The organism is Segatella copri (assembly GCF_026015625.1).
GTDB lineage: Bacteria > Bacteroidota > Bacteroidia > Bacteroidales > Bacteroidaceae > Prevotella > Prevotella copri_H.
On sequence record NZ_JAPDVG010000001.1, the window covers coordinates 1,505,302 to 1,518,939 of the forward strand.

Annotated in this window: 8 protein-coding genes; 2 read left to right on the plus strand and 6 right to left on the minus strand. The window is 46.7% G+C overall.

Going from position 1 to position 13,638, the window contains the following annotated elements:
• Nucleotides 1-166: 166 nt before the first annotated feature.
• Complete coding sequence (locus tag ONT19_RS06810) at nt 167-511, minus strand: HigA family addiction module antitoxin (RefSeq protein WP_264952862.1); 345 nt, start codon at nt 509-511, stop codon at nt 167-169.
• A gap of 7 nt (nt 512-518) precedes the next feature.
• Nucleotides 519-833 carry a type II toxin-antitoxin system RelE/ParE family toxin gene (locus tag ONT19_RS06815; RefSeq protein ID WP_117727890.1) on the minus strand — a complete coding sequence of 105 codons (315 nt, stop codon included), beginning with the start codon at nt 831-833 and terminating at the stop codon, nt 519-521.
• Between the two features lie 828 nt (nt 834-1,661).
• Between ONT19_RS06815 and ONT19_RS06820 the strand changes: the two genes are divergently transcribed.
• Both ONT19_RS06820 and ONT19_RS06825 read left to right on the plus strand, forming a co-directional pair.
• Nucleotides 1,662-3,593 (plus strand): site-specific DNA-methyltransferase, encoded by a 1,932-nt coding sequence (locus ONT19_RS06820; protein ID WP_264952861.1) that lies wholly within the window; start codon nt 1,662-1,664, stop codon nt 3,591-3,593.
• Nucleotides 3,594-3,675: 82 nt separating this feature from the next.
• On the plus strand, nt 3,676-6,810 hold the full coding sequence (locus tag ONT19_RS06825) for a type III restriction-modification system endonuclease (RefSeq protein ID WP_264952860.1): 3,135 nt from the start codon (nt 3,676-3,678) through the stop codon (nt 6,808-6,810).
• Nucleotides 6,811-6,848: 38 nt separating this feature from the next.
• On the opposite strand, the gene ONT19_RS06830 is transcribed toward ONT19_RS06825, so the two are convergent.
• The 4 genes from ONT19_RS06830 to ONT19_RS06845 all read right to left on the minus strand — a co-directional run bounded on the left by ONT19_RS06830 (nt 6,849) and on the right by ONT19_RS06845 (nt 13,632).
• The gene (locus ONT19_RS06830) at nt 6,849-7,139 is read right to left on the minus strand and encodes a hypothetical protein (protein ID WP_181992672.1); all 291 of its coding nucleotides are present in this window, start codon (nt 7,137-7,139) and stop codon (nt 6,849-6,851) included.
• Nucleotides 7,140-7,351: 212 nt separating this feature from the next.
• Nucleotides 7,352-10,585, minus strand: coding sequence for a carbamoyl-phosphate synthase (glutamine-hydrolyzing) large subunit (gene carB / locus ONT19_RS06835; protein WP_153081195.1), 3,234 nt, complete (start codon nt 10,583-10,585; stop codon nt 7,352-7,354).
• An 11-nt stretch (nt 10,586-10,596) separates the two neighbouring features.
• Nucleotides 10,597-11,673 carry a glutamine-hydrolyzing carbamoyl-phosphate synthase small subunit gene (gene carA / locus ONT19_RS06840; protein WP_264952859.1) on the minus strand — a complete coding sequence of 359 codons (1,077 nt, stop codon included), beginning with the start codon at nt 11,671-11,673 and terminating at the stop codon, nt 10,597-10,599.
• A 75-nt stretch (nt 11,674-11,748) separates the two neighbouring features.
• A complete protein-coding gene (locus ONT19_RS06845) occupies nt 11,749-13,632 on the minus strand; it encodes an amidophosphoribosyltransferase (RefSeq protein WP_153081196.1) in 1,884 nt (627 codons plus the stop codon).
• Between the last annotated feature and the right edge of the window lie 6 nt (nt 13,633-13,638).

The following is a 13,638-nucleotide window of genomic DNA, read 5'->3' on the forward strand; positions in this document are numbered from 1 at the left end:
AGACTCTTTACATTATGATTATCTGTGTAAAAAATCAAATCAGCAAGTATACCAGAAGTCTTAAGACGTTGATATACTTGCTGATTATATTATCCCAAGCAACGAGACAAGTAGCCAATGCAACAAGTTACAAAATCTATATTATCACTATTTATATCTTCTGTTTTTACAAGGCTGCAGCCACCCTTCTTACTTTTGCCAATCTCGTCATAAAAGTAGAATCACTTTTAGTAGATTGCAGATTATATCTCATCTGCATTTTCAACAAAGGCTCAGCATTCACTCCAAGTGCAGCCTCAAAGAGCAGGGCCGTTTTTTCCGTTACTGGGCGACGAGCATTCAGAATTTCGTTCAGGACAGAATAAGCAATCCCCATTTCCTCCGCCAACTGGCGCTGAGAGATTCCACGGTATTCTATCTCATCCTTCAGAACATCCCCTGGATGCGTAGGAAAAGCTGGAGTCATCTCGTTTGCTCGCATTTCCTTTGTTGTTTTATTATCGTTGCTCATAACTATATTATTTATAATGGTTTGACAATTCAGTTATATTACATATGGTTGCAATAGTTTGACCATCCTCAAATTCTTCTTCAAATTCTATTCGATATTGGTCATTCACTCTTACCGAGGACAAACCTTCTTTATTTCCTTCTAACCGTTCATAATTGAGAGAATTATATTTCCATAGACCTTGAACGTTATCTTCCGATATCATAAGGTCTATCACTCGAATATACTTTCTAACTATTTGCGGTTGAAAGCGATGCTTTTTATCAGATTTGCCAGATCTATATAGATCACGCAGATAATCCTCGTTGAAATTTACTATCATAACCTTAATGTTTTGATGCTGCAAAGATAATATTTTAATTCGATATTCACAAATTTTGTGAAGGAAACTTTTGCTTAACAACTATAATTGTGATTATCTGTGTTAAAATTCACAAGAACACCTCATTTCTCATTATTTTTTATTACCTTTGCCCCAAATAACAATTTAAAACAAAGGATATGAGCACATCAACTAATGCGATTACTCCCGTTTTGCAAGCGAAGCTTGACAAAGCGAGAGAAGAACATACAAACGGAGAAACACTGTGCTTTGGCACTGCTCAAGATGCTATCGCATGGATGGAAACCTTATAGTGTTGCGAATAGACTCCTTATGGATGAAATTCCGGTATCCTTTAAAACTTGTTGCATCATAATGACCAACAAGGAATTTTGAATATATAACAATTTAAAAAGTAAGAAATATAAGAAACAGAAAAGAAAGATATAACATAGTAAGATTATAAACTTGCGTTTACTAATTTGTTCGGATACACTTAAATTTTGCCAGAATTAAAGTATTAGTACCAACGAAGAGTAAGTTCTGTAAACGCCTACGCTATAGCGTGGGCGGAACTTATCGTTGGTACGGGCCCGGCAAAAGCCTAAGTGTAGATAAGGGAAGCTCACGCTTCTTCTTTGTCTTCACTTCATCAAGGCTTTCATTGGATGGCTTTCTGCCAATCTTTCTGTCCGCTGCCCGTTTTACTCCGATAATGATTTAGTTCCAAACGCACCCATCAGCTATAGCAAAAGACGTTGGAGTTCGCTTCAATGTTTGTTGCTATACCTTTTTATATATAGTAACCAACAATGAAAAGAGCTACGAATGGACAAATTAAGAATGCAGAGTAGTAATGGTGTCGAGGACAACATTACGAAAATTGCGCAGCTGTTTCCCGACTGCGTTACGGAGACTGTGGATGAAAGAAACGGCCAGCCAAAGCACCTCATAGATTTCGAGAAACTCAAGCAGAATCTTTCTGATAGCGTAATATCAGAAAGAGCAGAACGCTACCAGTTTACCTGGCCCGACAAGAGCAAGGCAATTCTCCTAGCCAACTCTCCTATCAATGCCACACTTCGCCCTTGCCGTGAAGACAGCGTTGATTTCGACAACACCCAGAACCTTTATATCGAGGGAGACAACCTCGATGTTCTCAAATGTCTGAAGGAGACTTATCTCCACAAGGTGAAAATGATCTATATAGACCCACCTTACAATACCGGAAACGATTTTGTTTATGAAGATGATTTCGCTCAGTCTTCAGAAGAATACCTCGCCAACTCAGGACAGTTTGACGAGCAGGGCAACCGTATGTTTACCAATGCCGAAAGCAATGGTAGATTCCATACTGATTGGCTCAACATGATTTATCCGAGATTGAAGGTTGCTAGAGACTTGCTGACCGATGATGGTGTGATATTTATTTCGATTGATGACAATGAGGTGGAGAACCTCAGAAAGGTTTGCGATGAGGTATTTGGAGAACAGAACTTTATCACTCAAATCAATTGGGTTTCCAAAAGTGGTGGTAGTGCTGACGAACGATATATTATCAAGGCTACAGAATATATTCTTGTCTATACTAAAGCTAAAGACTCTGCCATTTTTGGCAAAGAAGAGGCAGAAACTAGCTCCGACAAATATAAGTTAACAGATAAGCATGAAGAAGAAAGAGGAAAATACACGCTAAAGAAACTGGATTTTCGCATGACAAGCCAGCATTATACAGAAGCGTTAAATTATCCAGTTATAGACCCTGACGGAAACGAGTTATGGCCTGGTGGTAAAAATCATAGACAAGATGGTGGTTGGAATTGGAGATGGAGTAAAGCTAAATATGAATGGGGCGTAAAAAATGATTTTATCCAATTTGTCAAGAACAACAAAGGTTCGTGGACTCTAAACACTAAACAATACCAAAAAGTTGATAATTGCAATCGACCAACAGAACGAGGTTTAGCTTACAGAAACTTCATTCCAAGTTCCGAACTAAACACAACACAGGGGAGTAGGCTTATAGCTGAATACTTTGAGAGTAAGATTTTCGAATATGCAAAGCCTCATCAACTAATCTGTAAATGTATGAAGATTGCAAACTGTGATAAGAATGCTCTTATCCTCGACTTCTTCAGCGGCTCCGCCACCACAGCCCATGCCGTCATGCAACTCAACTCCGAAGACGGCGGCAACCGCAAGTTCATTATGGTGCAGCTCCCTGAGAAGACCGAAGAGAAGAGCGAAGCTTTCAAGGCAGGCTATAAGAACATCTGCGAAATCGGTAAGGAGCGAATCCGTCGTGCCGGCAAGAAAATCAAGGAGGAATCTCCTTTAACCACCCAAGACCTCGATACAGGTTTTCGTGTGTTGAAACTCGATTCCACCAATATGCAAGACATCTACTATTCTCCAAAGGATATTTCGCAAGCCGACCTCTTCTCGCAGGTGGATAATGTAAAGCCGGATAGAACTGGCGAAGACCTGCTCTTCCAGGTAATGCTTGAACTCGGCGCAACCCTGGATTCGAAGATAGAAACGACAATGGTAGCTGGCAAGACCATCTATAACGTTGCCGAAGGATACCTTGTGGCTTGCTTCGACCCGGATGTAACCGACAATGTGGTAAAATCCATCGCTCAGATGCAGCCAGCCTATGCCGTGCTCCGTGACACCAGCATGAAGGACGATTCCACCGCCACCAACTTCGAGCAGATCTTTAAAACATATTCGCCTGACAAGGTCACCAAAATCCTTTAGAAAGGTAAAAAAGTAAAAAGAACATTTTTGCTGTGTTTACTTGAAACTTGTAAAAGTAAAAAGAGCTTTACTGATTACGATTATGAAACTGAAGTTTAAGATACAACAATATCAGACCGATGCCGTGGAGAGCGTCATCAACGTCTTCAAGGGGCAGCCCAACCAAGCCAACCTGGAATACAGGATGGATAAGGGAAAACTGTATGTGGTTGACAGCAAGAAGCATGACATCAAATTCGTTCAAGCCAATGTTTTTGCTGATAGCGATGATGCGGGCAATAGCCTGGGCTATAAGAACAACCGCCTTGCCATGGATAAGGTGGCTCTCTTTGACAACATCCGACAGATTCAGACCGAGAACAACATCCATCAGGATGAAGGACTCTGTCAGAAACTCGGAGCCTGCCAGCTCGACGTGGAGATGGAAACCGGTACGGGAAAGACTTACGTCTATATCAAGACGATGTTCGAACTGAACAAACAGTATGGCTGGACCAAGTTTATCGTGGTGGTTCCAAGCATTGCTATCCGAGAGGGAGTGAAGAAAAGCTTCGACATTACGGTAGATCACTTCATGGAGCAATACGGCAAGAAGGCTCGCTACTTCATATACGACAGCAGCAGCCTCAACGACATCGACACCTTCTCGCAGAGCAACGACATCAGCGTGATGATCATCAACACCCAGGCCTTCAACACCATGAAGGAAGGAGCCAAGAACAAGGCGGCACGCATCATCAACTCCGAACGTGATGAGTTCGGTTCCCGAAAGCCGATTGCCGTTCTTGCTGCCAACAACCCTATCATCATTCTGGATGAACCACAGAAGATGGGAGGTGCCGCTACACAGACGGCACTCAAAGCCTTCAATCCGCTTTTCACATTGAACTACTCTGCTACCCACAAGGAGCACCACAACACGGTGTATGTGCTCGATGCACTTGATGCCTACAACCACAAGTTGGTGAAGAAGATAGAGGTAGTAGGTTTCGAACTGAAGAACCTGAAAGGTACCGATAGCTATATCTATTTTGCAGAGTTGCTGCTTTCGAAAGACAAGGCACCACAGGTAAGGCTGGAGATAGAACAGCAGAGCACTACGGGAGCCATCAAACGAATTTACAAGAAGTTGGGCGAAGGCGACGACCTCTATAGTGCCTCTGGAAACATGCTGCAATACAAGGGGTTCATGATTACCGACATCGTGGTGGATGCCCGTCAGCCAAGCCGAAGCCAGGTGAAGTTCAGCAACGGCGAGAGTCTGATGCTGAAGGAGGTAATCGGCAACGTAACTGCCGACCACAAGGCTCGCATCCAGATAAGGGAAACCATCAAGGCGCACTTCCGCAAAGAGAGTGCGCTCTTCCATCGTGGCATCAAGTGCCTCTCCCTTTTCTTCATCGACGAGGTTGCCAAGTATCGCCAGTATGATGAAGACGGCAATGCGCTGCTGGGACGTTATGGAGAAATCTTCGAACAGGAATACCAGGCAGAACTACGGGAGAATCAGAATATGTATGACCCGGAGTATATGCAGTATCTCAGCTGCATCCCTGTCAACAAGACCCATGAGGGTTATTTCTCCATCGACCCCAAGACCAAGCGCATCAAGGACAGCGATGAGAAGAAGGGAGTGGGAAGCGACGACGTATCGGCTTACGACCTGATTATGAAAGATAAAGAACGACTACTGAGTCTCGACCCAACTTACTCGCCAGTTCGCTTCATCTTCTCCCACTCTGCCTTGAGAGAAGGTTGGGATAATCCGAACATCTTCCAGATCTGTTCGCTCAGACAGGCTAACAGCATCTCGCAGAAGCGCCAGGAAGTGGGACGAGGATTGCGACTCTGCGTTGACAACAAGGGAGTGCGACAGGATGCCGATACCCTGCAGGGACAGGTGCAACAGATTAACCGTCTTACCGTGATTGCCTCTGAGGGCTATGCTGATTTCGTAAACGACCTGCAGAAGAATATTTCGGAAGATCTCTACGACCGTCCGAAGGTTGCCGACATCGATTACTTCGATGGAAAAACCTTCACGATTGAGAATGGCAGCAAGCACAGTATCACAACGGCAGAAGCCAAGAAGATATATTTCTATCTGGTGAAGAACGGTTATGTGGATGACGAAAGTCATGTAACCGAAGCTTACCGCTCTGCCGCAACATCGGGAACACTCGCAACATTGCCAAATGAAGTAAAGCCATACGGCAAATGGATTCACAAACTGATAGAAGGCGTATGGAATCCTTCTGTCCTTGACGGTATGATAGAAAACGGAAGTACGCCGCAGACTCCGGAGAACAGACTGAATGAGAACTTCACGAAGAAGGAGTTCCAGGAACTCTGGAATCGCATCAACCACAAATATGCCTATACGGTGAACTTCGAAAGCAAGGAACTGATAGAGAAAGCCATTGCTGCCATCAACAAGGAACTGGTAGTTTCGAGACTGAGCTACGTGGTAACCCGAGGAGTGCAGAAGACGGAACTGAAGCATGACGACATGAAGGCGGGCAGCATGATGGTGCAGGAAGAAAAGCAGCATGATGACCTGAGAACGGATGTAGTAAGCACCGTGAAGTATGACCTGCTGGGCAAGATAGCCGCCAACACCCGATTGACCCGCAAGACCATCGCCGGGATTCTGAGTCAGATTAAGCCAGAAAAGTTTAATATGTACAAGATGAATCCGGAAGAGTTTATCCGCAGGGTAAGCCGCCTGATACTGGAGCAGAAAGCCACCATCATCGTAGATCACATCAGTTACAACGAGATAGAGGGAAGCTACGATTCGGCCATCTTTACGGAGGAGAAACATACCTCGCTCGACAAGGCTTACCAAGGCAGGAAGAGCATCGTGGATTATGTGTTTACCGATGGAACGGCAAAGCAGAGTGTGGAGCGCAAGTTTGTAGAAGACCTCGATACGAGTACCGACGTTGCCGTATATGCCAAGTTGCCAAAAGGCTTCCACATTCCTACCCCTGTGGGCAATTATTCTCCCGACTGGGCGATAGCATTCAAGGATGGTGCCGTGAAGCATGTCTATTTCGTAGCCGAAACCAAGGGCAGCATGTCAACCCTCGATTTGCGAGGCATAGAAGATGGCAAGATAGCCTGTGCCGACAGGCTCTTCGAGCAACTCTCAGGTTCGGGCATCTACTATCATAAGGTAACCAACTACGACGACTTGATGGAATGGGTGAAGTAATTCGTAATGTTAAATGTTATCGCCTCCTCTTTCACCATCTACGCCTTCGAAGCCTTGAAGGCGGAACTGGAGAAAGAGGAGGAAGTGCGCTTTATCTTTTTTTGGATGATTTCAACACCACCCAACTGAATTGATAGAGGGGCATTTCTCTTCCTCTGCATTTGTCTTGCCTTGCCTGTTATCTCCATATTGTTGAGTGGATAGCCCAGTCTCAAACACTCGAATATCGCTTCGGTCGCTATCTGCCTGTACTTTTCGCTCAGGCTCATAACATATTGCAGGGCGTTCCGTCCATCTCTTAAATATATAGTCGATAATTTTTCTTCCATAACTCTTCATTATTATAGTTTTTGCTGCAAATTTACGAATACGCAAAATGTAGCCATGATGGTAGCTGAGGATATGTGCAAAAATAGTCATACAAAAAAATAAAAAATCCCTGCCATAGGAAGCCTTTCCTACAGCAGGTATTTTTCTATTGGGAATCGTCAAGAATGACTTAACTGTCAATTCTTAATCACTAATAAATAATCACTAAACATTATTTATACTCGCCCCAAGCCTTGATGTCGATATCCTCCAGCTTGGTGGTGCAGAATGCATAGATGAATGCACTCGCCAAACGGCTGTTGGTAATCAATGGCACGTTCAGGTCGATGGCTGCACGACGAATCTTGTAACCATTGCTCAACTCGCTGCTGGTCAAGTTCTTTGGAATATTCACTACCATATCAATCTCATGGTTGTGGAGCATCTCCAAAGCCTTAGGCGCACCGCCTTCTGCCTCCTCTGATGGCCAGAGCACACGGGTGTTCTCAATGCCATTCTCGGTGAGGAACTTGCTACTACCACCGGTTGCATACAGCTTGTAACCATGCTTAACCAGCATCTGGGCAGCATCGAGCAAATCTACCTTCTGCTTGGCAGAACCTGTAGAAAGCAGGATGTTCTTGGCTGGAATGCGATGACCCACAGAAAGCATACTCTTCAGAAGTGCGGTAGATGTATCGTCGCCCAAGCAACCTACCTCACCGGTACTGCTCATGTCCACACCCAATACAGGGTCCGCCTTCTGCAGACGGTTGAAGCTGAACTGAGAAGCCTTGATACCTACATAGTCGAGATCGAAGAGGTTCTTGTGTGGCTTCTCTACAGGCAAACCGAGCATTACGCGGGTAGCCAACTCGATGAGGTTGATCTTCAATACCTTGCTTACGAATGGGAACGAACGGCTGGCACGAAGGTTACACTCGATAACGAGAATATCATTGTCACGAGCCATGAACTGGATGTTGAACGGACCGTTGATGTGCAACTCCTTGGCAATCTGACGACCAACTCGCTTTACACGACGAACTGTCTCAACATACAACTTCTGAGGAGGGAACTGGATGGTAGCATCGCCTGAGTGAACACCGGCAAACTCGATGTGCTCGGAAATCGCATAGGCAATCACCTCGCCATTCTTTGCCACTGCATCCATCTCAATCTCCTTGGCATGTTCGATAAACTTACTTACTACCACTGGGTGATCCTCACTTACATTGGCAGCCAACTGCAGGAATCGCTTCAGCTCATCCTCGTTAGAACATACGTTCATCGCAGCACCCGAAAGCACATAGCTAGGACGAACCAATACAGGGAAGCCTACACGCTCGATGAAGTTGTCGATGTCCTCCATAGAGGTCAGGGCGCTCCACTCTGGCTGGTTGATGCCGTTGTTGGTCAACATCTGAGAGAACTTGGCACGGTCCTCAGCGTTATCGATGTCCTTGGCAGCAGTACCCAGGATTGGCACGTTCTGTGCATCGAGGTGCATAGCCAGGTTGTTTGGAATCTGACCACCGGTAGATACGATGACGCCATGAGGCTGCTCCATCTCGATGATATCCATCACACGCTCGAAGGTCAACTCGTCGAAGTAGAGACGGTCGCACATATCGTAGTCGGTAGATACGGTCTCTGGGTTGTAGTTGATCATCACTGAGCGCCAGCCTTCCTTGCGGATGGTGTTCAATGCCTGAACGCCACACCAGTCGAACTCCACGGAAGAACCGATGCGGTAAGCACCCGAACCGAGTACGATGATAGAACGGTGGTCGTTCTCGAAGGTGATGTCGCTCTTCACGCCTGCGTAGGTTACATAGAGGTAGTTGGTCTGAGCAGGATACTCTGCAGCCAGGGTATCAATCTGCTTTACTACAGGCAGGATGCCATAGCTCTTGCGCTTGTTGCGAACCAGGAGGGCTGCCTTGTGCATGTTGCCCAACTCCTGCTCCAAGCCCACGGCACGGGCTACCTGGAAGTCGGTAAAGCCGTAAACCTTAGCGGTGCGGAGCAAATCCTGGTCAAGTGTATTGATGTTGCACTTCTTCATCGCCTCGTCGATGTCGATGATGTGCTTCAACTTTTCAAGGAACCACTTGTCAATCTTGGTCAAGTCGTGAATCTGATCTACGGTATAGCCCTTGTGCATTGCCTTTGAAATCACGAACACACGCTTATCTGTTGGCTCGCGCAAAGCTGCATCGATATCATCGATTTCAAGTTCCTTATTCTCTACGAAACCATGCATGCCCTGACCAATCATACGAAGACCCTTCTGGATGGCCTCCTCGAAGTTGCGGCCGATGGCCATTACCTCACCTACTGACTTCATAGATGAACCCAACTCCTTATCTACGCCACGGAACTTAGACAAGTCCCAACGTGGAATCTTACATACCACGTAGTCCAATGCTGGCTCGAAGAAGGCAGATGTGGTCTTGGTTACAGAGTTCTTCAACTCGAACAGACCGTAGCCCATACCGAGCTTGGCTGCAACGAAGGCAAGAGGATAACCAGTAGCCTTAGATGCCAAGGCTGAAGAACGGCTCAAACGGGCATTCACCTCGATTACACGATAATCCTCGCTCTTAGGGTCGAAGGCATACTGCACGTTACACTCACCCACGATTCCGATGTGACGGATAATCTTGATGGCGAGGGCACGGAGCTTATGATACTCAGAATTGCTCAGGGTCTGAGATGGAGCGATGACGATACTCTCACCAGTATGGATTCCCAGTGGGTCGAAGTTCTCCATGTTACAAACTGTGATACAGTTGTCGTAACGGTCGCGAACCACCTCATACTCTATCTCTTTCCAGCCCTTCAAGCTCTTCTCTACCAATACCTGTGGAGAGAATGAGAAGGCCTTCTCTGCGAGTTTGTTCAGCTCCTCCTCGTTGTCTGCGAAACCGGAACCGAGACCACCCAAGGCGTAAGCAGCACGGATGATGACAGGATAGCCGAGCTCTGCAGCAGCCTTGCGGGTCTGCTCGATGTTCTCGCAAGCCTCACTCTTGATGGTCTTCACATTGATTTCATCCAACTTCTCTACGAAGAGCTCACGGTCCTCAGTGTCCATGATAGCCTGAACTGGAGTACCCAATACCTTGACATTATATTTCTCCAGGATGCCCTGGCGATAGAGTTCTACACCACAGTTGAGGGCTGTCTGACCACCGAAGCTGAGGAGGATACCGTCTGGATTTTCCTTCTGGATAACACGCTCTACGAAGTATGGCTGCACTGGCAGGAAGTAAATCTGGTCGGCAACACCTTCTGATGTCTGTACGGTTGCGATATTCGGGTTGATGAGCACAGTCTCGATACCTTCCTCGCGCAATGCCTTCAGGGCCTGCGAACCTGAGTAGTCGAACTCACCTGCTTCACCGATCTTCAAGGCTCCAGAACCTAAGAGGAGCACCTTCTTTATATTTTCGTCTTTCATTATTTTCCTAATTATTTAAGTGTTTCTACAAACTTATCAAACATGAACTCTGTATCCACAGGGCCTGAGCAAGCCTCTGGGTGGAACTGGCTTGAGAACCAAGGGTTCACCCTGTGGCGGATACCCTCGTTAGAGCCATCATTCATATTTACAAAGAGCTCCTCCCAATCGTTGCCCAATGTCTTGGCATCAACGGCATAACCGTGGTTCTGAGAGGTGATATAGCAATTGTTGGTTCCTACCATGCGCACTGGCTGGTTGTGTGAACGGTGACCATACTTCAACTTGTAGATAGTAGCACCGGCTGCCTTAGAAAGCAACTGGTTACCCATACAGATACCGCAGATAGGCTTGCGGCTCTGGCTAATCTGCTTGCGAATAATGTTTACTGCATCCTCGCACATATCTGGGTCGCCAGGACCATTGGCCAGGAACAATCCGTCGAAGTCCATATCGGTGTAATCGTAATTCCATGGCACACGGATCACCTCTACGCCTCTGTTGATGAGGCAACGGATGATGTTTGCCTTCACACCGCAGTCAACGAGAACCACCTTCTTGCCGGCACCCTCGTTATAACGGATAATTTCCTTGCAGCTTACCTGGTCAACGAAGTTTACACCCTCGTAGTTAGCCTCAGGGATGTTGTCTGGTTCATCATCAAAGAGAATCTTACCCATCATCACACCATGTTCACGAAGCACCTTAGTCAACTCACGGGTGTCGATGCCTGTGATTCCTGGCACCTTTTCGCGCTTCAACCAGTCGGCAAGACTCTCCACTGCATTCCAGTGGCTGTACTGCTCGCTGTAATCATTCACGATGATGGCAGAAGCATAAATCTTGTCACTCTCCATGAAGGTTGGCAAACCATTCTCCTCAAAAGTAAATGGTGGCACACCATAGTTGCCCACGAGAGGGAATGTAAGTGTCATCAACTGACCGGCGTAAGAAGGGTCGGTCAAACTCTCTGGATATCCCATCATGGCTGTGTTGAACACAACCTCGCCCGCTACAGGAGCGTCATATCCAAAAGATTTGCCATGGAACTTGGTTCCATCGCTCAAAACTAAGGTTACTTTTTTCATATCTGACATTTGATTCTTTTATTTCATACTTATAAGAGCAAATGAATTCTTCACTCTTCGTTCTTCTCTATTCACTTATTTATGATAAACGTTTTCGATGTAGTTTACAAACGACTGGTTGCAGAGCTTCGTGCCGCCTGGGGTTGGATAATGACCGGTGAAATACCAGTCGCCCTTGTGGTTTGGAATCGCCTCGCGCAAGCCCTCGATGCTCTGGAATACAAGCTGGATAGGAGTGGTCATGCCCTCTGGGCGAAGCATCTCAACAATCTTCTCGTTGATTTCCTCGGTGCTGAATGGCTTGTAGATGGAGCGTACCGGATTGATCTGCTCCTCCTTTGGCTTTGCCAATTCTGCCTTACAAGCCTCATAGGTCTGCTCGATAAGGTCTTCCATCTTGCGCTCTTTCAAGAGCTGGATGGCAGCACGGAACACGCAGAACTCTTCCAGTCTTGCCATATCGATGCCGTAGTAATCCGGATATCGGATCTGAGGGGCACTGGAAACCACTACAATCTTCTTAGGATGCAGACGGTCGAGGATGCGGAGAATACTCTCCTTCAGGGTAGTACCACGCACGATACTATCATCGATAATGACAAGATTATCCACATTCGGCTCGATGCTTCCGTAGGTTACATCATACACATGGCTCGCCAGGTCGTTACGACTGTTGCCCTCAGTGATGAAGGTACGGAGTTTGATATCCTTCCATGCTATCTTCTCTGAGCGGACAAAGTCGCCGAGGATTTCGTATAATTCTTCTTTTGATGGAACATGGTCGAGGTTGGCAATCTGCTCAATCTTGGTCTCATTAAGATACTTCTTGAAACCGCTCAACATGCCATAGTAAGCCACCTCGGCAGTGTTCGGGATATAGCTGAACACGGTGTGGTCTACATCATAATCCACAGCCTTCAGGATAGGCTGGGTCAACTGCTCGCCCAACTGCTTACGCTCCTTATAGATATCCTTGTCGGAACCACGACTGAAGTAGATGCGCTCGAATGAGCAGGCTGAATCGCCCTTCTGCTCCATGATGCGCTCGATGGTACACTCGCCGTTTTTCTTCACGAGAAGCGCCGTGCCCGGCATCAGTTCCTGCACTTCCTCTGCCTCCAGGTCGAAGGTGGTCTGGAGTACAGGGCGCTCGCTGGCTACTACCACGATTTCATCGTTCTTGTAATAGAACGCAGGACGGATGCCCCAAGGGTCGCGCATAGAGAACATTTCACCCGAACCGGTGATACCGCAAACCACATAACCGCCATCAAAGTTCTTCATCGTGGTCTTGAGTACATTGCTCATCTTCACGTGGTCTTCTATATAGTTGGTGATATCGGTATTCTGCATCTCCATCGCCTTTGCAGCTACGAAGTTGCGCTCCACCTCTCTGTCCAGACGGTGGCCCATCAGTTCAAGCATGATGTAGGTGTCGCTGTAGATGCGAGGACTCTGGCCCTGCTTGGTAAGTTCCTCGAAGATTTCATCTACGTTGGTCATGTTGAAGTTACCACAAAGGCAGAGGTTCTTCGCCTTCCAGTTGTTACGTCGCAGGAATGGGTGCACATACTGAATGCCACTCTTTCCAGTGGTACTGTAGCGCAGGTGTCCCATATAAAGTTCGCCTGCGAAAGGCAGTTCCTCTTTAGCGAACTTTGCATCAGCAAGCTGCTCGGGAGTCAGGCTCTTGAAGTTGGCATTCGCCTTGCCGAAGATTTCGGTCACGGCATTCTTGCCCTCTGCACGCTCACGGAACATATACTCATGACCAGGCTTACCGCCCAGTTTGACACAAGCCATACCAGCACCTTCCTGGCCACGGTTGTGCTGCTTCTCCATCATCAGATAGAGTTTGTTGAGTGCGTACATCCAAGTACCATACTTCTGCTGGTAATACTCCAGTGGCTTGAGCAATCTGATCATTGCTACACCACACTCATGTTTCAATGGTTCCATCTCTCT